Origin of the sequence: Rossellomorea aquimaris (genome assembly GCF_020171925.1) — a bacterium.
GTDB lineage: Bacteria > Bacillota > Bacilli > Bacillales > Bacillaceae_B > Rossellomorea > Rossellomorea aquimaris_F.
In genome coordinates this window covers 240123-260847 of the sequence record NZ_JAIVAR010000002.1, presented here as the reverse complement: position 1 = coordinate 260847, position 20725 = coordinate 240123, and the positions used below count along the sequence as shown (strand labels likewise).

Below are 20725 nucleotides of genomic sequence, written 5' to 3'. Positions count from 1 at the left end.
ATGTGCATGTCTCTTTTTTTAATGATCGAGTGTCTTCCCGTAGCTCACTTGTTCATTCTTGCTTTCATCGATTCCATACTTGCGATCGATGCGGTCGGATACCACCGCATTCACATAAAGCAGGAGTATGAAGATGAGAATGGCCCCTTGAGCCCCCATGAAATAGTGGAACGGAAACCCGTTGAACGTGAATGATGACAAGCTTTCAGCGAAAAACACGACAACAAAAGAGCTGATGAACCAAATGATTAAATATAAGGCCATAAAGCGGTTCTTTTCTTTGAAATACCGGTCCGCCTGCGCGCGGTCAATTTTCTTCATACATATCCCCCTTTTTTAAAAAAGAAATCTCTTACCTCAAACTGAAGATGAATTTCACCGTTTCAAAAAACGGCATTGGAACGAGAGCGATCTGGACGATGAAATAAACAAACATGGATGCAAACGGAAGCACGAGAAATACTGCTTTCTTTTTCTTGATGGCAGACACGATGCTGGCCCCTGTAATAAAGAGCAGCAGGATGAAATAGATCACTGTTTCACCTCCTGATAGCGTTTTCATAAATGGTTGAATTTTCTGAAACTTCATTAATGACCTTATTATCATTTATCGGGAAAAGCTTTTTCAACAAAAAAATTCCGACAATACGGAACTCGGTTTTTGGAATCTATTTTAGGAAAATAAGAATTTGGGAGGGGCTTGTTTCTATACAGGTGGTAAAGAGTAGGGGAAATATTCTACTGAGATAATAACTGATTGTCGAAAACAGTCATAAAAAAACTGACCAGCATCTGCCGGTCAGTCCGTGTATTAGTCTTGATCTTCAGTACTTGTGTCAGCGTTGGATTCTGCATCGTCTGCATCACTATTGGACTCAGCGTCCTTTTGTTCTGCGTCGGACTGGCTTGCATCCTGCTTTTCTTCAACCGCTTCACCGTCAGCACCTTCTTCAGCTGCTGCGTCTTCTTTCACAGCATCTTCCTGGGAAGCTTCCGGCTGGTCGCCTGATACCTTTTGCTCATCAAGCTTTGCTTCTTGAAGAGTCGCAAGGGATTTATTGAAATAATTGATTGGATTGACTGCTACATTGTCTTTGCGGATTTCAAAGTGTACGTGTACACCCGCATCTTCATTGAATAAAGATTTTCCTGCTTTTGCAATCGCTTGACCTTGATCCACAACATCCCCGACAGCTACTTCAAAATCTTTGACTGATTGGTAACGAGTGACGATACCCTTACTGTGCTCGATTTCAATGGTGTTGCCAAGTAAAGAATCTTCCTGAACCTTCGTGACTGTACCACTCATCGCAGCAAGTACATCGAATTCTTTTCCATCCTTCGAAATGTCGACACCTTGGTTCGGATAATACATATTTCCATAAACGACTAAAGCGGCTTCCTGTTCTTCGGCAGAAGCTTCAGCATCGTAGAAGTTTTTTTCGATGACTGTGTCTTCCGGGTTCGAAACAGGCATTACGAAGTTTTCCAGTGAACGGTTGACCTCTTCAGCAGGCTGATTGAACTCGTTATCGGTCGGAACATCATAGCTGTAATCCTCCGCATTCTCATTCGCATCATTTCCTGCCTGGTACCACAGAATTCCTGTGATAATGATTGCTGCACTTGCCAGATAGATTGCTGGGTATGCCCAACGTCTTTTCAAAAATTTTGGAGAAGTGTATTTCTTTTCTTCCTCTCTCATTTTCATCACCTCAGCAATCATTCTGAACAGAATTCTGAAAATATATACACACGTCCAAAAAAATTTTTAATTCTTATCTTTCGACAAACGTGATTGGATTATGTATGGATTCACAAACTTTTTTCTGGAAACTTCATAGAACTGCAATATTTAGCACCCTGAGGAATCGTTTTCACATGATACAATGAGAAGGGATTTTTACCAATATCAAGAACCGAAAGGACGATCGACTGTGAAAACACTGCTTAAATACGCCCTTACAGCCTCGCCTTTTCTATATATGATGCTCGTGTGGATCATGTCCAGCAACCCGGATGATGCCGTCATCCGCTTTCCAGATGAAGGGTTGGACCGCTTTATTAAAGAATCCCTTCACCTGATCGAATTCGCGATTCTCTACGGATTGTTCGTACTCGCCCTGCTCGCAAACGGCAAGCTTGGCTATACCCTCAATTTCACCGTCGCACTGGTCGCAATCTTTTACGGCTTCGTTGATGAGATCCATCAATCATTCGTCCCGTATCGATCGGCCACGATGATCGATGCCGCGAAGGACTTGATTGGGGTGACGGTATTGTTCTGGATTGTGAACCGGACATACTTCAAGAATCCGGATCATGCCGTAGCGAGGTTTATGAAGAGAGTAGAAAGGGTTTTTAATTAAAAAAGATGGATTCCCCGGTTGTTGGGGAATCCATCTTTTTATGGGATTTGTTGGGTGGCGTGTACTAGGTACAGGGGTGCTTGTTTGTACCAGGTACAATTTTGGGTGTGTGTACCTGGTACATTGGCCGCTTTTTGTACCTGGTACAACAGCCTCGACCTGTACCAGGTACACCAGAAAACGGGGGTGCCTGGCTCATCCTCCCCCGCCCTATCCGGTGCTTGACACAATCCCTATCATTTGTACCTGTCACAAAAACGCCTCTCTGTGCCTGGCACCAAACAAAAACTCCTAAACTACCGCTGCGCCGTCACCTTCTGCAGCAGCTTTTCTGATCCGGTAATTTCCACGTCCTTATAATAGTGGGTCACGATCTCTTTATAGTCCATGCCTTCCTTTGCCATCCCATTGGCTCCGTATTGGCTCATGCCGACTCCGTGTCCGTATCCTTTTGTGGAGATGACGATGTGGTTGTCTTTTAAGTACCAGGAGAAATCCGATGAGCGAAGTTCGAGCTTATCCCTGATTTCGCGGCCGGTGAACGATTTTCCGTTGATGTCGACATTGGCGACACGCTTGCCTTCGGTTCTCGAAGTGATGGTGCCGACCGATCCATCCTTGGCGAGTTTCACCCCAAGTTTTTGTTCGAATTCTGCAATCGAAATGATCTTTTGATCAGTGAATTTCGGTGATTGTTTATCCCATGGGCTATTTACGCTGCGGAGATAAGGAATTTCATTACTCCAGTACGCTTCTGAGTTTTCCGTGTATCCGTTACTCGTTGAGAAGAATGCGGCTGTTATCGGCTTACCGTCGTATGTGAGCACCTGGCCCTTCGTTTCAAGAACGGCTTCTGAGATCTTTTTGAGTTTCCATTCATAGTCGGCTCCCCATAGGCTTGAGAGCTCTGACGGATTTTTGAATACCTGGTGGGAAATCGTGTCGGTGACATCTGCTCCCTTTGGTACGGAAGGGTCCTCCGACATCATTTGATTCACAATGAATGTCCTAGCAGCAAGCGCCTGGGCCTTTAAGGCTTCCATTTCGAAATCTGCAGGCATTTCACCAGCCACTACCCCCACGACATACTGCTCAAGTGGCAGCTTCTCGATGACTTCCTTTCCGGACCGGTAGACCGCCACTTCAACTGAGTCGGCAAGCTGCTCGATGCCCGGTGCCTTCTCCAACTTCTCATGTAAGCTGGTCTGTTCGTTGTCCGATGAAAACGGAAGCACAAGTAGGGTGGGTACGATAAAGATGATGCAAATGAAGATTGAGAAGATGATCACTACTGGTTTTAATTGCTTCATGTTCGCTGCCTCCAATGAAAGTTTAAATAGGAGATTGCCTTCGCACAATTCTCCATTCTTTTTCATATGTATGGTAGTGGACAAGCATTTATGATTGAATTTTATTTTGGGTTGAAGTGATATGAATTAGAACAATTTAAGGCAAAAAAAGATAAAAATCAGCTAAAACGGACGTGCATTCATAAAAATGGAGCTGATTAGGGAGAAGACCCGCTTCTTCCACAAGATTCTGCCCCCTCAAAACACCTATATTATCAAAACCAGCCCTCTTATTATCAAAAATCCAATTATATTATCAAATGCAGGCAGCTTTTTATCAAAAATCAGATTTTATTATCAAATCCGTTTTGGAAGGACGCCACCACCCCACCGCCACTCCCAACTAAACCACCCGCTCATTCTATCCCATAAAAAAAAGGCAAGCTCTCCACTAAAGAGAGCTTACCATTTTTCAACCTATTTATTATGCGTCTTTCAGCATGCTTTGATCGTTTGCTGGTGTTTCTTCGATTTCCTTGACGCGTTCGATGTCTGCACCGAGCGCTGCAAGTTTTTGATGGAAGTTGACGTAGCCGCGGTCTAAGTGCTTCAGTTCGGTTACACGAGTGTAGCCGTCCGCTACTAGGCCTGCGATTGACAGGGCAGCTGCTGCACGAAGATCGGTTGCCGCTACTTCGGCACCTTGCAGGGCAGTCGGGCCATTCATGATCACTGAGCGGCCTTCGATCTTGATATCAGCTCCCATGCGGCGGAATTCTTCCACGTGCATGAAGCGGTTTTCAAAGACAGTCTCCGTGAGTACACTTGTACCCTCCGCTGCAAGTAGCAACGCCATCATTTGTGACTGCATATCCGTCGGGAAGCCAGGGTGAGGCATCGTCTTGATATCGACAGACTTTAACTTGTCAGGTCCGATGACACGCAGACCTTCCCCTTCGTCGATGATCTTGACGCCCATTTCTTCCATTTTTGCCACTAATGAAGATAAGTGTTCAGGAATCGCACCTTTTACAAGGACGTCCCCTTGTGTGATGGCTGCTGCCACCATGAATGTTCCCGCTTCGACGCGGTCAGGAATGATGCTGTGCTCGACGCCATATAGACGTTCGACACCTTCAATGCGGATCGTTCCTGTTCCAGCTCCGATCACGTTTCCACCCATTTTATTAATAAAGTTAGCCAAGTCGACGATTTCAGGCTCTTTTGCAACGTTTTCAAGGATTGTCGTCCCGTCTGCAAGGGCTGCTGCCATCATGATGTTCTCAGTGGCACCCACGCTTGGGAAATCCAGATACACTTTTGCACCTTTCAATCTTCCATCGACTTCCGCTTCGATGAATCCGTTACCGACCTTCACTTTTGCCCCCATTGCTTCGAAGCCTTTCAAGTGCTGATCAATTGGTCTTGAACCGATGGCACATCCTCCTGGTAATGCGACACGCGCTTTACCCGTACGACCTAGAAGTGATCCCATGACAAGAACGGATGCACGCATTTTGCGAACATATTCGAATGGGGCTTCTACAAATAACTCCCTTGATGCATTCACGACAACTTCATCATTATGGAACTCAACATCTGTATTTAAATGACGTAATACTTCATTAATCGTATATACATCGGAGAGTGGTGGTACATTGGTGATTTTGCTTTTTCCTTCACTTGCTAATAATGTAGCAGCGAGAACAGGTAAAACGGCATTCTTTGCTCCTTCAACTTGCACTGTACCGCTTAAACGCTGACCGCCGCGGACGATAATTTTTTCCAAGAGTATTCCCCTCCGCGTCCAATTTCTCTATATTAATATTCAATCGTCAGGATGGGTGTGCCAATGACAAAGGTTGTCTTGGTGCCCATTCCGCTTTTCCGTAGACCTAGTTGTATGTTCATTTCGCTATTTTTTGTTGGTATTGACCGTGACATTTGCTTTGAATAAGCCGAAACGGATTGAAAATCTTCTTCCCTTAATGATTCCGTTTCCTTAGCGTCAAGAATCGACATCATTTCGACAGCCTGATTCGACAAAACTTCCTCAAGCGTATCATTGAATTCGCCTTTTATACAAGAGAAAATCAAAGGTTTAGTATTGAAAATGATTTCCATGTTCGGAATAAATTGTTTCTTTAGATAGTTACTTGTATTTACTCCAAGTGACTTCTGATTTCCACGGATCTCATACATAATGTACGAAACCGCATGTTGATTTCCGAGGGTATGCTGGATGGTAATGGTTTCTTCCCCGTGAGAAGTCTTGCGAGTCCCCACAACCTTTACCTCTTCGCCCTCATCCTTCGTCATCCATTTGAAATCAGAAAAAGTTTCTTGCATATTCTTACTATATTGGGCAAATCCTTTATTCGTGAAGCTGTTTATGTTTTCTCTTGCATATAGAGACCATTCAGTCACTTCACCGTTCGTTTGAGAAATGGCGTGATCAAGCTTTTCGATGTCCAATAATTGATTGGCTTCGATAGTGTTCTTCCCATTTATCATAGGCAGGAAACCTAATCCAACAAAAAATATTAATAAAATGTAAAAATACCGTCTCATTTTCCATTCCTCCCCTTAGGTAAAAGTCTTTCCTTATAGAGGGAGAACATACTTTGAAAATGTCGTCATCTTTTTACAATTTTTTGTTGCGGGAAACTCCTTGCGCCATGTGAAGAATTTTCAGATGATTTTCCATAACGTTAAATGAACCTTTTTCACAAAACCGGCCATGATCAGAGGGAAACGGTGCTCTTTACGCCTCATTCACGGCTTTTACAGCTGATTTCATGAAAACGGATTCAACTTGAAACTTTTTCACAAACACGCAAATACAAACCTTATCTTACTCAAAATAAGATGCAATGAAAACATGTAGGAAGTCCTATTTTTTGTAAAAGGATTGTCTTGCATTTTTAATCTGGTATGATCTGTGCATCTCAATCATCATGGTTTGGCTATTTCCCCACCTTTTCCTGCGAAAAAAGCCTTATTGGAAGAACGCCGGCAATTGCTGCGACCACAGATAGTAATCCAGCAGGAAGCGGCTGACGGCAGATCCGATCGCGATGGTCAGCAGGATGTATAAAAGCCTGCCCTGTGCGACGCGGTTCTTCTTCAACAATTTATCAAGCTGTATGGCTTGCAGCGACCAGAATGTCACTCCGAATACAAATAAATGCACGAGCATGCTGATCAATGCCTGTTGGCTGAAGCTATCCACCATATCGCTCTCTCCAATCCCAAAAAATTCAACACACATAGACCATTTTATCACAACCTCAACTACGATAAAATGAAATTCAACCGTGTGGTAAAAATTATTATTTCCCCTCACATACCGATCATCGGTTTCCTTCATTAATATATAGACATCTGCCCAGCACCAACTTGAAGGTACGTCCCTCATCACTTTAGAGTGATAAAGAACTTTATTTACCCCTCCCCCTATTAATTAGCGGGAGGGGTTCGCTAGTTTTGCCTTGGGGCAATGAGGGACTCTAGTAATTTTTGTGCTGATACCTAGCTAAAGTGTTGATATACAGCGCTTTTTATTGTTTTTTTATGTAAAAATCTAGTAAAAAGGGCTTTTCTCATAGTACCTTGTCCTGGCAAGACACATATACATGTAGTGTAAAAAGCTTATTAAAACCAGGAGGGAAAAAGTATGAACAAAGAGTTAATGTCAAACATGATTGGCAGTGTTGTCAAAATCAACCGTGGTGGTCCAGAAGCTAGGACAGGCTTGTTATTAGCAGCTGGGGACGATTATTTCGTGCTTCAAACGAAGGAAGAAGGCGTTCTATACTATGCTTCAATTCACGTGAAGAGCATGACCCTGAATGCAAAGCAAGGAATCGATTTTGAAAGTGATACGTCCGAAACACCGGAATGGAGCAGCGCAGCTGATTTCACATCGATGCTGTCTGGATTGAAGCACCAATGGGTATCCATCAACCGCGGAGGTCCGGAGAAGCATGAGGGAGTCCTTGAAGATGCAAACAGTGAATTTATCACTTTGATCCTGAACGAGGAAGTCATCCGTCTAGCCACATACCACGTGAAGAGTGTAGCGGTCCTCGTCAAGAAAAAGGAAGAAGAAAAGACTGAAGAAGCACAAAACAATAACAGCGCTTCAGAACAAACGAAAGAGGAAAACACCTCTGACTCGAACAAAGAAGCCGACAACTCTAAAGAATCCAACAGCTCCAAGAATTCAAGCAGGTCCAGGAACTCCAAAAACAGAAGCACTAAAAATGTCGACATGTATTATTACGAAATGCAAGGCTTGAATTTTTAATAGGAAGAAGACATGTAACCAATGATTTCAGCATCCTTCCATTTTGGTGAAGAATGCTGATATCATTTTAAGCCATTTATTCTTTATAACATGCTCTGTATCAGTAACGTCATTATTATAGGAAGGAGTGAAAAAGCATTGAAAAAAGCATATTCAGCTTATATCGGAGAACCAGTACTCGTGAACTTGACCGGTAAGCGTCAAATCAGTGGATATCTGATCGATGTCGGTAGCGAGGTGCTGATCATTTACAATGGTCAGGACTATATCTACATTTCGACCATCCACATCAGGACGCTTCACACAATTTCGAAGAAAGAACTCGACATTGAGACACCTGCCACCGACCCTATGTTGAATCAGGAGGACGAGCTTGCTCTGAGGAGGATCCTCACGACAGCCAAGGGTATGTTCCTTGAACTGTACCTGACTGGGAATCAGTCCGTCCACGGATATATCACGGGGATCATGAACAACTACTTCTCCTTCTACTCGCCAGTCTTTAAAACCATGTATATCTCCCTGCAGCACCTGAAATGGGTCATCCCCTACTCAGGAAATACCCCACCTTATGCACTGGAAAAGGACAAACTGCCGTTTCACGCAAGTCATCTCTCGCTCGCCAGGACCTTTGAAGTCCAAGTCGAAAAAATGACAGGTGATCTTGTCGTGATCAACCTCGGTGGGAATGAAGAGTCCGTCGGTAAGATCGAAAAGGTGGAAAACAATATCATTCAGCTCATCACCGCAAAAGGCCAAGCCACCAGCATCAACATGCACCACATCCAAACCATCCACCAACCGTAGTTGCTTCAGTGCATTAACGTGGTGAGGGACGTACCTTTAGTGCTTTAACGGGAGCTGGGACGTATCTTATGGAAAGTGTCGTACCTCGAAGTAAAGGCAAATTCCCTTGAAACGAAACACTAAGTCGCCGAAGCGTGGTGCCCCTTTACCACACTACCGTGGTGAGGGACGTACCTTCAACGCTTTAACGCAAGCTGGGACGTACCTCCCAAAACCGGACCCATAAAAAAACCCTCTCCAATCAGGAGAGGGTTTTTCTTTATTAGAAGTTACGTTCGGAAACGTTAATTCTGTTCATGGCACGCTTAAGGGCAAGTTCGGCACGTCGGAAATCAACGTCATCCTGCTGTGCCTGCATGCGGCTTTCAGCACGGCCTTTTGCTTCTTTCGCGCGTTGTACATCGATAGCTTCTGCTGTTTCGGCAGACTGTGCTAGAATTGTCACCTGTTCAGGGCGGATTTCTAGGAATCCTCCGCTGACAGCTACAAGCTCAGTGTTACCGCCTTTTTTCAGGCGTACAGCACCGATTTGTAGTGGAGCAACCATCGGAATGTGTCCAGGTAAGATTCCAAGCTCACCGCTTTGAGCTTTCGTGCTCACCATTTCCACTTCTGAATCGTACACTGGGCCATCGGGAGTGACAATATTGACTTTTAATGTCTTCATTTTCTTCCCTCCTGGTCCCTGATTATACCTCTACGCCCATTTCTTTAGCTGCTTTTAATACGTCCTCGATCGGACCTACTAGACGGAAAGCATCTTCAGGAATGTGGTCGTATTTACCGGCTAGGATATCTTTGAATCCGCTAACCGTGTCTTTCACTTCTACGTAAGAACCTTTTTGTCCTGTGAACTGTTCAGCCACGTGGAAGTTTTGAGATAAGAAGAATTGTACGCGACGAGCACGTGCAACTGTCAGCTTATCATCATCAGAAAGTTCGTCCATACCAAGGATCGCGATGATATCTTGAAGCTCTCTGTAACGTTGTAGCGTCTGCTGAACGCTACGCGCAACTTCGTAGTGTTCTTCTCCAACGATGTCAGGAGAAAGCGCACGTGAAGTAGATGCAAGTGGATCCACCGCAGGGTAGATACCCATCTCGGAAAGCTTACGCTCAAGGTTCGTTGTCGCATCAAGGTGAGCGAATGTTGTTGCAGGAGCGGGATCCGTGTAGTCATCGGCAGGTACATAGATCGCTTGGATCGATGTAACGGAACCAACGTTTGTAGACGTGATACGCTCTTGCAATTGACCCATTTCAGTTGCAAGTGTCGGCTGGTAACCAACGGCAGATGGCATACGGCCTAGTAGGGCAGAAACCTCTGAACCTGCTTGCGTGAAACGGAAGATGTTATCGATGAACAGAAGAACGTCTTGTCCTTGCTCATCACGGAAGTATTCAGCCATTGTAAGACCCGTCAAGGCAACACGCATACGTGCACCAGGCGGCTCGTTCATTTGTCCGAATACCATCGCTGTTTTCTTGATAACGCCAGAGTCGCTCATCTCGTGGTAAAGGTCATTACCTTCACGCGTACGCTCTCCAACACCTGCGAATACAGAGATACCGCCGTGCTCTTGAGCGATGTTGTTGATAAGCTCCTGGATTAATACGGTTTTACCTACACCGGCACCACCGAATAGACCGATCTTACCACCCTTGATGTAAGGAGCAAGTAAGTCTACTACTTTGATACCTGTTTCAAGAATCTCAACTTCCGTGGAAAGTTGATCGAATGTCGGTGCTTGTCTGTGAATCGGGTCGCGACGGATGCCTTCTTTAAGAGGCTCGTCTAGATCGATTGATTCACCAAGGACGTTGAATACACGACCTAACGTTACATCCCCTACTGGTACAGAGATTGGTGCTCCTGTATCGATTACGTCAGCTCCACGTTGTAAACCGTCCGTTGAAGCCATCGCGATCGTACGTACAGAATCATCACCTAGGTGAAGGGCAACCTCTAATGTAAGTTCAGCTCTATCTGCAATTTGGACCTTTAAAGAGTTGTAGATATCAGGAAGTTGGCCGCTGGCGAACTTGACATCAACAACTGGACCCATTACTTGAAGAACGTGTCCTTTGTTCATCTCTTTCCCTCCTAACTAGCTTTTGACAAAAACTTTATGAAAAATTGTCGGTCAACACGGACCGTTATCGTTCTATTCTAGTGCAGCTGCCCCGCCGACGATCTCAGTGATTTCCTGAGTGATCGCAGCCTGACGCGCGCGGTTGTATTTAAGTGTAAGGCTACTGATGAGTTCTTTCGCATTATCGGTCGCATTTCTCATCGCTGTCATACGAGCGGCATGCTCACTTGCTTTACCGTCGAGTAACGCACCGTAAATCAAGCTTTCAGCGTATTGAGGAAGCAACACTTCCAGGATTTCTTCTGGAGATGGCTCGAATTCATACGAAACCAGCTTGCCGGAAGTATTCAGGTCGGTTAATGGTAGAACTTTTTTCTCCGTAACATCCTGTTGGATGGCACTTACATAGTGGTTGTAGAACAAGAATAGTTCATCGTATGCCTCTGCAGAGAACATACCAACCGCTTTGTTCGCGATGTCTTTAACGTCTGCGAAACTTGGCTGATCCGGAAGACCAATCACGGATTCGATGACGTTATAGCCTTTTTTACGGAAAAAGTCAGCTCCAACACGTCCTATAGCGATAATGGCAAATTCATCATTCGAGCTGTGACGCTCGTTAATTCGATTGTTAACAGTACGGATTACGTTACTGTTATAAGCCCCCGCCAAACCGCGATCTGAAGTGATCAACAGATACCCGGTCTTTTTAACGGGGCGGGAGACTAGCATCGGATTCGTTACACCCTGACTACCTGCCGCAACGGATGTCACCACTTCCTGGATTTTCTCCATGTAAGGGACGAATGATTTCGCATTCGACTCAGCACGGTTCAATTTAGAAGCAGATACCATTTCCATTGCTTTTGTGATCTGACTTGTCTTTTTGGTAGAAGTAATACGAGTTTGTATATCGCGTAACGATGCCACTGGTTCTCACCACCCTTTACAAATTGTTAGACACAGGGAGGCTCGCCATTACTGTGTAATGCGGCTTTCCCCATGGTTTGCCCTTTTAAAAGGCTTATCCTTACTCAGACTTAATGAATGTCTTCTTGAATTCAGTGATCGCTGCAACCATTGCATCGTCTTCAGGAAGACCTTTTGTCGTGCGGATGTGGTCTAACAGTTCTGTATGGTTGTGATCTAACCAGCTTAGGAATTCACCTTCGAAACGACGAATGTCTGTTACTGGAATCTCATCTAAATGTCCCTTAGTCAATGCGTAAAGGATCATAACTTGTTTTTCAACTTTAAGTGGTTTGTTAAGATCTTGCTTCAGTACTTCTACTGTACGCGCACCGCGATTAAGTTTCGCTTGTGTCGCTGCATCAAGATCTGATCCGAACTGAGCGAATGCTTCTAGCTCACGGTAAGCTGCCAAGTCAAGACGCAGTGTACCGGAAACCTTCTTCATCGCTTTGATTTGTGCGGATCCACCAACACGTGATACGGATAAACCTGCGTTGATCGCCGGACGTACACCGGAGAAGAACAGGTCAGATTGTAAGAAGATCTGTCCGTCCGTGATGGAGATAACGTTTGTTGGGATATAAGCGGAGATATCTCCTGCTTGTGTTTCTACGAATGGCAATGCTGTGATGGAACCGCCACCTTTAGCATCACTCAATTTCGCTGCACGCTCAAGTAAACGGGAGTGCAAGTAGAATACGTCACCAGGGAATGCTTCACGACCTGGAGGACGACGTAGTAATAGGGAAAGCTCACGGTAAGCAGAAGCCTGCTTAGAAAGATCATCATAAACAACAAGAACGTGCTTGCCGTTATGCATGAACTCTTCACCCATTGTGATACCAGCATAAGGTGCCAAGAATAGCATTGGAGCTGGTGAAGCAGCTGATGCCGTTACAACGATTGTGTAATCAAGTGCACCGTGCTTACGTAATGTTTCAACTGCGTTACGTACAGTTGATTCTTTTTGTCCGATCGCAACATAGATACAGATCATGTCTTGATCTTTTTGGTTCAAAATGGAGTCGATCGCAACAGATGTTTTACCTGTTTGACGGTCTCCGATAATTAATTCACGTTGTCCACGACCTACCGGTACAAGAGCGTCGATCGCCTTGATACCTGTTTGAAGCGGCTCGTGTACGGATTTACGATCCATAACACCAGGTGCTCCGCCTTCAATCGGACGAGTTTTCGTTGTAGCAATCGGGCCCAACCCATCAACAGGTTGTCCAAGTGAGTTTACTACACGACCTACTAGTTCTTCTCCTACTGGAACCTCCATGATACGTCCAGTACGACGAACCTCATCGCCTTCACGAATGTCACTGAATGGTCCGAGAATGATGATACCAACGTTGTTTTCTTCTAAGTTCTGTGCCATACCCATGACACCGTTAGAAAATTCAACAAGCTCTCCAGCCATGACATTGTCGAGGCCATGAGCACGAGCGATACCGTCACCGATTTGGATAACTGTACCTACGTCGCTTACTTTCATCTCAGACTGGTAGTTTTCAATTTGCTTTTTGATCAGCGCGCTGATTTCTTCCGCCTTGATGCTCATGAATTTCACCCCTCATTTATACGAAAGTTAACGAATTAGTTCACGCTCAAGACGAGTCAATTTACCTTGCAGGCTGCCATCATAAATGCGGGTTCCGATTTGGACCTTGATGCCGCCAAGTAATTGTTCGTCTGTCACATTGGTAATTCTTAATGATTGTTTTCCGACTTTTTTTGCAAAAGAAGATGATAGTGCTGACTTTTCATCTTCTGTCAGTGGACGTACAGAATACACAGTCGCATCTGCAATCCCGCGTGCTTCATTGGTTAATTCGATGTAAGCCTCAACCAAACCTGTGATCTCGCCCGTACGGTGACGGTCCGTCATGATCATCAGTGTGTTCAGGACAAACGGTGAAGCCGTTTGAAAAGCTTCCTGGATGATTGATTTCTTCTTCGCCAGCGTAAGCTTCGGATTCTCGAAAAGAGCACTTAACTCTCTGTTCTCCAAGAATACCGCTCTTACCGTACGCAGCTCCTCTTCGATCGCTTCAAGCTGATTATGTTCGTTGGCAAGATCGAAAAGCGCTAACGCATAGCGTTTTGCAACTGTAGAGTAGCTCATCGCTCTTCCCCTACCTCTTGAATATAATCGTTAATTAACTTCTGTTGATCCTCAGCAGAAAGTTCTTTCTCGATGACCTTAGAAGCAATAAGGACGGATAGTGATGCAACCTGCTTTTGCAATGCTGCAACCGCTTGTTCCTTCTGAGTTTCGATTTCGCGCTTCGCAGACTCTTTCAAACGTTCTGCTTCCTGGCGGGCAGTAGCGATGATTTCTTCACGCTGCTCCACGCCTTGCTTCTTGGAGTTCTCGATCATAGCTTGAGCTTCCGTGCGTGCTTCTTTAAGAAGTTGACGTTGCTCCTCTAGAACCTTGTTTGCTTCTGTACGGCTTTCTTCAGCCGCAGAAATTTCACCAGCGATGTGGTCTTCACGTTGCTGCATGATTCCCATCAATGGACCCCAGGCAAATTTCTTCAGTAGCGCCATAAGGATAAGGAACATGATCAACTGGAAAACGATATCACCCGTATTAAGGCCGCCGTGACTAGCTGCCTCCCCGATAACGAATGCGTTAGTTAACATACTCGATTCACTCCCTTCAAGAATCGATTGGATCTTTTTTTATGAATTGAACAATCTATACTTGCAAGAAAACTTTTCAGTACACAGGAATGGCGAAGATAATCGTCAAGACGAACTTCGCCATTTAACATGTTTGTGTCAGTTCTATTAGCTTCCAAGAGCGATGAAGGCAATAACTACACCGATGATCGGAAGTGCCTCAACTAGGGCGATACCGATGAACATTGTAGTTTGAAGAGTACCTCTTAATTCTGGTTGACGTGCAATTCCTTCTACTGTACGACCTACGATAAGACCGTTACCAATACCAGCTCCTAGTGCTGCTAAACCAACTGCGATTGCTGCTGCGATAAGACTCATTCTAAAGTTCCTCCTTTAATGTATAAGAAAAATATTTTTACATATATGTTTGTCCACCGTAATGAACAGGTATATATTAATGGTCATGACTTACTTTGTGAGATAGATAGACCATTGTTAACATACAGAAAATGAATGCTTGGATTGCCCCGATAAAGATCGAGAATCCTTGCCATGCAAGCATTGGAGCGATTGCCCCGATCTTGCTGAAGATACCGCCATTAACGGCCATACCTGCGATTAGCGCCAGCAGGATTTCACCGGCATAGATGTTCCCGTAAAGACGAAGACCCAATGTAAGAGTGTTTGCAAACTCCTCGATGACCTTCAATGGGAATAGCCACCACATAGGTGAGAAAAAGGTGTCCTTACCGTATGCACCGAACCCTTTCATCCTGATTCCATAATAATGGGACAGTGCCACGACCATCACCGCCAGAGTCAATGTGACCGCCGGATCGGCTGTCGGAGATTTCCACCATAACTGGTGATCCACCACAACTGAGAACGGAAGACCCAGCATGTTCGATACAAAGATGTACATGATGAGTGTGAGACCTAAAATATGAAAACGCCCACCCGTTTTCCAGTCCATATTACTCTTGATGATTCCTTTAACAAAGTCCATGACCCACTCGAAAAAGTTTTGCATTCCGGTAGGCTTAAGGGCTAAGCGTCGTGTCGATATGACAGCGATGAGAAACACAATGGCAGATGCGACCGTGATCATCATCACATTGGCCAGGTTAAACGTCAGGCCCATAAATTCGGCTAAAGGTGCTTCATGATTCAAATTACTTCACCTCTCTTCCCCGCTATTTATTAGTTTTGAAACTGCTGAAAAAATAATCTATCATAATGACGATGTAAGCTGTCATTAATCCAATAATAAGACTTAGGAGATGAAACATTTCGGGAAATCGGGTTACAATGATGACGCCCAAGGCCGCTGCAGCCATCCGGGAAGTCGTCCCAAGGGACCTCACTTTCTTTCCCGCCACTACGGCATCACCGAACTTGGTGACTCTCTTCGTCATGCCCCAGTGCATATACAGGCTCAAAGCTGTTCCTAAAGCTAACCCTAAAAATACTGATTGGTGGTCGGTAAATCCCCAACCCAGGACGTAAATAGCCAGCAGGTACAATATGTATTTACGCTGTCTATTAAACATTTGATGGAGTTCCGGCATATCTTAATATTCTCCTAAGATAAATGTCGTAAAGTACGAAGCATCGCAAAAATTCCTGTTGCTAACCCAAGAAGTAATCCGATGATTAAAAAGAGTGGTGCAGAGTCTGCTTGCTGGTCAATCCACCTGCCGAGAAAGATCCCCACTAATATGGAGCCGACAAGTTGCGACAAGATCGCTGTATAAATCGCCATCGCCTTATACGGGCTTTGATTTTTTTGACCCATTTCAACCCTTCCTATTCAAAAGAAATTTGAACGTGAGGCAAGCTGTGTGAAAATGAAAAAATTCAGAGTTTACAAGGATTCAACCCTTGTGAAAACCTTATCATTTTACACCCTTTGTAAGCATACAATAGGGCAATATCGATGTCAATGAGTTCAAGTTAAAAAGTTCACAACCTCGCCACGCGTTTGTCGAATGTTCACATTTTTTACACATTTGTAAGAAATGCGGAGGTGGCTCGACAAACCGTTCACCAAATTAGATGTTAAATCAAAATGGGGACAAACCGAGCATAAGACTTGACTCATCTCTTCACACATCTTCCATTATAAAGTAACCCCTACTCACGAGAAACCCTACATTTTAATGTAAATATATCCATATACCTACATGAATGCCTGCACAGCAGTTTTTCCTGTCCGGTGAAGCTTGGCTTGGCCTCGCTAGATTAGAATAATTATCATAAGAGCATAAATTCCAAATTAGGAGCATATTTTTTGTTTCAGGAGCATAAATCCGAGATTAGGAGCATATATTTTAAATTTGGAGCATAAATCTCCAGAAAGGATCATATATCATCGACTTCCCTCTTAGACCTCATCAAAACTACATCTTCAACTCCCAAATCATGCATGTTCTCATCAATGAAACTACGTTGACTTCAAAAAATCTTTTGACAAGCTGATCTTTCAAACAAAATTAATAGAAAGTAACCTTTTCATAAGAATTCCCGATTATATTTCCACTTAAAAACAAGGTCCGCCCCTCACCGCTTTAAAGCAATGAGGGACGGACCTTCTATTTGTCGTTATTCTGGTTTGAACGACTTCGGACGCTCATCCAGTTGGCCGAATTGGTAGCGGATTGCCTGGGCAATTCGGTAGGATGCTTGTCCGTCTCCGTATGGGTTTGTCGCTTTGGACATTTGGCTGTGAGCCTGTTCGTCAGTGAGCAGCTCTTTTGCCAGCTTATAGATGTTTTCCTCTTCGTTTCCTGCAAGCTTCAGCGTGCCGGCTTCGATTCCTTCCGGACGTTCAGTCGTGTCGCGAAGGACAAGGACCGGAACACCAAGGGAAGGAGCCTCTTCCTGAACGCCGCCTGAATCTGTCAGGATCAGGTGAGCCCTTGAAGCGAAGTTGTGGAAATCGATGACATCGAGTGGTTCGATCAAGTGGATTCGGCTATCGTTACCGAGGACCTCATCCGCCACTTCACGAACAGCAGGATTCAGGTGGACAGGATAGACAACTTGAATATCATCATGTTCTTCCACTAAACGCTTGATCGCACGGAACATATTCCGCATCGGCTGACCAAGATTTTCACGGCGGTGAGCTGTCAATAGAACAAGGCGATCGTCCCCGACTTTTTCAAGGACCTCATGCTGGTACTCGTCTTTAACCGTCGTTTTCAAGGCATCGATTGCTGTGTTACCCGTGATGAAAATACCGTCCTCTTTCTTATTTTCATTCACCAGGTTTTGAGCCGATTTTTCAGTAGGGGCAAAATGTAAATCTGCCATGACACCTGTCAGCTGGCGGTTCATCTCCTCAGGGAATGGAGAGTACTTGTTCCACGTACGAAGACCCGCTTCGACGTGACCAACAGAAATCTGATTATAGAAAGCAGCGAGGCTCGCCACGAATGTTGTCGTAGTATCACCATGAACAAGCACGATATCAGGCTTCGCTTCCTTCATGATCTGATCGAGGCCTTCCAAACCGCGTGTCGTTACGTCGATCAACGTTTGACGGTCCTTCATGATATTCAAGTCATAATCAGGAGTGATATCAAAAATGGAAAGTACTTGGTCAAGCATTTCACGATGTTGCGCCGTAACGGTTACAATCGTTTCGAAGCTTTCAGGGTATTTTTTTAATTCAAGAACAAGCGGAGCCATCTTGATCGCTTCCGGTCTCGTTCCGAAAATCGTCATTACCTTAATGGGAGTACTCATTTTCACACTACCTTTCTTATTTAGTTCCAAACAAACGGTCACCAGCATCGCCCAATCCAGGAACGATATAGCCTTTTTCATTCAACTTTTCATCAAGCGCTGCGATGTAGATGTCAACGTCAGGATGCTCAGCCTGGATCGCTTCAACACCTTCAGGACATGCAACCAAGCACATGAATGTGATGTTTTTCGCACCGCGTTTTTTCAGGGAGTTGATCGCTTCAACGGCAGATCCACCGGTTGCTAACATCGGATCCACAAGGATGAAGTCGCGCTCTTCAACGTCGCTTGGAAGTTTTACGTAGTATTCAATCGGCTTTAGAGTCTCAGGGTCACGGTATAATCCTACGTGTCCGACCTTCGCTGCCGGGATCAATTTCAGGATGCCGTCGACCATTCCAAGACCTGCACGAAGGATTGGAACGATCCCCAGTTTTTTACCTGCAAGCGTCTTTGCCGTTGCCTTGCTGACCGGTGTGTCGATTTCGATTTCTTCAAGTGGAAGCTCACGCGTGATTTCGAATGCCATCAGTGTGGATACTTCATCGACAAGTTCACGGAATTCCTTTGTACCTGTGTTTTTATCACGGATGAATGTTAACTTATGCTGGATTAATGGATGATCAAATACATATACTTTGCCCATTCGACTCTCTCCTTTTGATTTCGATTTATGTAAAAAATTGTTGGATACTGTTTTACATCTTTGACTATTGTACATAAAAGAGGTTTTAAGAGCAATAAAAGTTGGGAGGGTGTAATGAAATCGTTATGTTTTATACGGAAAAAAGCGAGCCCTTCTTTATACCGCTTTTGATTTCCGTGGAAGACTTCGCTTTCCGCGGGTAGCCCGTGAGCCCACTCGTCGCTTGCGCTCCTGCGGGGTCTCACATTAGCTACTTTCCCCGCAGGAGTCTTCGTCTTCCACTCCAATCAATGCTGAATTTGTTGGAACAATCTTCCATCAGACACCATTATCATCACCCACAATACGCCCTTTCTATTTCCCCACAAAAAAACCTCCCCAAAAGAATCAAATCTTCCAAGGAGGTTTCTACCAATCTATTATTTCTCAGGATATAAAGAGAATCTGCTTGTTAAATCCGTTACACGTTTGCGCGCTTCTTCAAGCTTGGTTTCGTCTTCGTGGTTTTTGAGGGTAAGGGCCATGATGGACGCGATTTCGTCCATTTCTTCCTTACCAAAACCGCGGGACGTAACGGCCGCTGTTCCGATGCGGATACCGCTTGTGACGAATGGGCTTTCCGGATCGAATGGGATCGTGTTTTTGTTGACGGTGATTCCGATGTCATCAAGGACTTTTTCTGCAATTTTACCAGTCAAGCCTAGTGAACGAAGGTCGATCAATAGCAGGTGGTTATCCGATCCGCCCGATACAAGGTCGATGCCTTCTTTTACGAGACTTTCACCGAGGTGGGCTGCGTTATCGATGATGTTCTGGGCATATTCTTTAAAAGAATCCTGCAGCGCTTCACCGAACGATACCGCTTTTGCCGAAATGACGTGCATCAACGGACCACCTTGAAGTCCAGGGAAGATGGACTTGTCGATCTTCTTGCCGAATTCCTCTTTGCAAAGGATCATTCCGCCACGAGGACCGCGAAGTGTTTTATGAGTTGTCGTTGTCACGAAATCTGCGTAAGGAACCGGGTTTTCGTGAAGGCCGGCTGCGACAAGACCTGCGATATGCGCCATGTCGACCATCAGGTAAGCACCCACTTCGTCCGCGATTTCACGGAATTTGGCAAAATCGATCTTTCTAGGATACGCACTTGCACCCGCTACGATCAATTTCGGCTTGTGCTCAAGCGCCTTTTGACGGACATCTTCATAATTGATGAGGTGGCTTTCCTTGTCGACTCCGTACTCAACGAAGTTGTACTGGATGCCACTGAAGTTGACCGGACTTCCGTGCGTCAGATGTCCACCGTGGGAAAGGTTCATCCCAAGCACCGTGTCACCTTGCTCAAGGACTGTGAAGTAGACTGCCATATTGGCTTGTGCTCCAGAGTGCGGCTGCACGTTCACATGCTCCGCTCCGAATAATTTCTTCGCACGATCGCGAGCCAGATTTTCCGCTACATCGACATGCTCACACCCGCCATAATAGCGACGGCCTGGGTATCCCTCTGCATACTTGTTCGTGAGGACGGAACCTTGTGCTTCCATAACCGCTTCACTGACAAAATTCTCAGATGCAATCAACTCGATTTTCGTTCGCTGACGCTCTAATTCATCTTGAATCGCTGCATAAATTTCCGGATCTTGCTTGGCAATCTTACTCATACATATCCCCCTTTTAATCATCGGCCCATTCTAAGCTGCGCCATCTTGATTCATTCAAATCCATTCTATCATGATTATCGAGAACGCGAAATAAAAACGTGTAGGCAAAATAGAATGTTCGTGTTTTGGGCGCGGAAGCCGGAGTAGGAATGGGAAATAATACGCTGTTTCCGTTTAATTTTGTGAGTGGTC

General features: G+C 44.9%; 23 protein-coding genes. 3 read left to right on the top strand and 20 right to left on the bottom strand.

The genetic code is table 11. The features are described from left to right. Positions 1-18 precede the first annotated feature (18 nt). The 3 genes from LCM10_RS09015 to LCM10_RS09005 all read right to left on the bottom strand — a co-directional run bounded on the left by LCM10_RS09015 (position 19) and on the right by LCM10_RS09005 (position 1705). Positions 19-321, bottom strand: a complete 303-nt coding sequence (locus LCM10_RS09015) for a DUF4212 domain-containing protein (protein ID WP_224875904.1) — start codon at positions 319-321, stop codon at positions 19-21. Positions 322-352: 31 nt separating this feature from the next. Then, a complete protein-coding gene (locus LCM10_RS09010) occupies positions 353-535 on the bottom strand; it encodes a hypothetical protein (protein WP_224875903.1) in 183 nt (60 codons plus the stop codon). A 276-nt stretch (positions 536-811) separates the two neighbouring features. Continuing rightward, positions 812-1705 carry a M23 family metallopeptidase gene (locus tag LCM10_RS09005; RefSeq protein WP_224875902.1) on the bottom strand — a complete coding sequence of 298 codons (894 nt, stop codon included), beginning with the start codon at positions 1703-1705 and terminating at the stop codon, positions 812-814. Positions 1706-1937: 232 nt separating this feature from the next. Here LCM10_RS09005 and LCM10_RS09000 point away from each other — a divergent pair, with 232 nt between their 5' ends. Further along, on the top strand, positions 1938-2369 hold the full coding sequence (locus LCM10_RS09000; protein ID WP_224875901.1) for a VanZ family protein: 432 nt from the start codon (positions 1938-1940) through the stop codon (positions 2367-2369). Between the two features lie 296 nt (positions 2370-2665). Here the strand turns inward: LCM10_RS09000 and spoIID are convergent, their stop codons facing one another. From spoIID to LCM10_RS08980, 4 genes are all read right to left on the bottom strand, one after another. Then, positions 2666-3679 carry a stage II sporulation protein D gene (gene spoIID, locus LCM10_RS08995; RefSeq protein ID WP_224875900.1) on the bottom strand — a complete coding sequence of 338 codons (1014 nt, stop codon included), beginning with the start codon at positions 3677-3679 and terminating at the stop codon, positions 2666-2668. 463 nt (positions 3680-4142) lie between these two features. Beyond that, positions 4143-5447: a UDP-N-acetylglucosamine 1-carboxyvinyltransferase gene (murA, locus tag LCM10_RS08990; RefSeq protein ID WP_224875899.1), complete on the bottom strand. Its 1305-nt coding sequence runs from the start codon at positions 5445-5447 to the stop codon at positions 4143-4145. 32 nt (positions 5448-5479) lie between these two features. Further along, positions 5480-6229 carry a YwmB family TATA-box binding protein gene (locus LCM10_RS08985; RefSeq protein WP_224875898.1) on the bottom strand — a complete coding sequence of 250 codons (750 nt, stop codon included), beginning with the start codon at positions 6227-6229 and terminating at the stop codon, positions 5480-5482. Between the two features lie 427 nt (positions 6230-6656). Further along, entirely contained in the window at positions 6657-6893 is a 237-nt protein-coding gene (locus LCM10_RS08980) for a DUF1146 family protein (protein WP_224875897.1), read from the bottom strand. A 441-nt stretch (positions 6894-7334) separates the two neighbouring features. On the opposite strand from LCM10_RS08980, the gene LCM10_RS08975 reads away from it, so the two are divergent. Further along, positions 7335-7967 carry a hypothetical protein gene (locus LCM10_RS08975; protein ID WP_224875896.1) on the top strand — a complete coding sequence of 211 codons (633 nt, stop codon included), beginning with the start codon at positions 7335-7337 and terminating at the stop codon, positions 7965-7967. 138 nt (positions 7968-8105) lie between these two features. Beyond that, on the top strand, positions 8106-8774 hold the full coding sequence (locus tag LCM10_RS08970; RefSeq protein ID WP_224875895.1) for a DUF2642 domain-containing protein: 669 nt from the start codon (positions 8106-8108) through the stop codon (positions 8772-8774). 262 nt (positions 8775-9036) lie between these two features. Here the strand turns inward: LCM10_RS08970 and LCM10_RS08965 are convergent, their stop codons facing one another. From LCM10_RS08965 to glyA, 13 genes are all read right to left on the bottom strand, one after another. After that, complete coding sequence (locus LCM10_RS08965) at positions 9037-9441, bottom strand: F0F1 ATP synthase subunit epsilon (protein WP_172251473.1); 405 nt, start codon at positions 9439-9441, stop codon at positions 9037-9039. A gap of 22 nt (positions 9442-9463) precedes the next feature. Beyond that, a complete protein-coding gene (gene atpD / locus LCM10_RS08960; protein WP_224875894.1) occupies positions 9464-10867 on the bottom strand; it encodes a F0F1 ATP synthase subunit beta in 1404 nt (467 codons plus the stop codon). A 72-nt stretch (positions 10868-10939) separates the two neighbouring features. Beyond that, a complete protein-coding gene (locus tag LCM10_RS08955) occupies positions 10940-11797 on the bottom strand; it encodes a F0F1 ATP synthase subunit gamma (protein ID WP_224875893.1) in 858 nt (285 codons plus the stop codon). A 100-nt stretch (positions 11798-11897) separates the two neighbouring features. Beyond that, positions 11898-13406, bottom strand: coding sequence for a F0F1 ATP synthase subunit alpha (gene atpA / locus LCM10_RS08950; protein ID WP_224875892.1), 1509 nt, complete (start codon positions 13404-13406; stop codon positions 11898-11900). Between the two features lie 27 nt (positions 13407-13433). Further along, positions 13434-13970 (bottom strand): F0F1 ATP synthase subunit delta, encoded by a 537-nt coding sequence (locus tag LCM10_RS08945; protein ID WP_224875891.1) that lies wholly within the window; start codon positions 13968-13970, stop codon positions 13434-13436. Continuing rightward, complete coding sequence (gene atpF / locus LCM10_RS08940; RefSeq protein WP_224875890.1) at positions 13967-14494, bottom strand: F0F1 ATP synthase subunit B; 528 nt, start codon at positions 14492-14494, stop codon at positions 13967-13969. The genes LCM10_RS08945 and atpF overlap by 4 nt, the downstream gene beginning before the upstream one ends. A gap of 147 nt (positions 14495-14641) precedes the next feature. After that, entirely contained in the window at positions 14642-14854 is a 213-nt protein-coding gene (gene atpE / locus LCM10_RS08935) for a F0F1 ATP synthase subunit C (RefSeq protein WP_032086923.1), read from the bottom strand. A gap of 76 nt (positions 14855-14930) precedes the next feature. Continuing rightward, the gene (gene atpB, locus LCM10_RS08930; RefSeq protein ID WP_224875889.1) at positions 14931-15647 is read right to left on the bottom strand and encodes a F0F1 ATP synthase subunit A; all 717 of its coding nucleotides are present in this window, start codon (positions 15645-15647) and stop codon (positions 14931-14933) included. A gap of 22 nt (positions 15648-15669) precedes the next feature. After that, positions 15670-16044, bottom strand: a complete 375-nt coding sequence (locus LCM10_RS08925; RefSeq protein ID WP_224875888.1) for an ATP synthase subunit I — start codon at positions 16042-16044, stop codon at positions 15670-15672. Between the two features lie 14 nt (positions 16045-16058). Then, positions 16059-16271 (bottom strand): AtpZ/AtpI family protein, encoded by a 213-nt coding sequence (locus tag LCM10_RS08920; RefSeq protein WP_224875887.1) that lies wholly within the window; start codon positions 16269-16271, stop codon positions 16059-16061. Between the two features lie 806 nt (positions 16272-17077). Continuing rightward, positions 17078-18226 carry a non-hydrolyzing UDP-N-acetylglucosamine 2-epimerase gene (gene wecB, locus LCM10_RS08915; RefSeq protein WP_224875886.1) on the bottom strand — a complete coding sequence of 383 codons (1149 nt, stop codon included), beginning with the start codon at positions 18224-18226 and terminating at the stop codon, positions 17078-17080. Between the two features lie 16 nt (positions 18227-18242). Beyond that, a complete protein-coding gene (upp, locus tag LCM10_RS08910) occupies positions 18243-18872 on the bottom strand; it encodes a uracil phosphoribosyltransferase (protein ID WP_224875885.1) in 630 nt (209 codons plus the stop codon). 419 nt (positions 18873-19291) lie between these two features. Continuing rightward, complete coding sequence (gene glyA, locus LCM10_RS08905) at positions 19292-20533, bottom strand: serine hydroxymethyltransferase (RefSeq protein WP_224875884.1); 1242 nt, start codon at positions 20531-20533, stop codon at positions 19292-19294. Between the last annotated feature and the right edge of the window lie 192 nt (positions 20534-20725).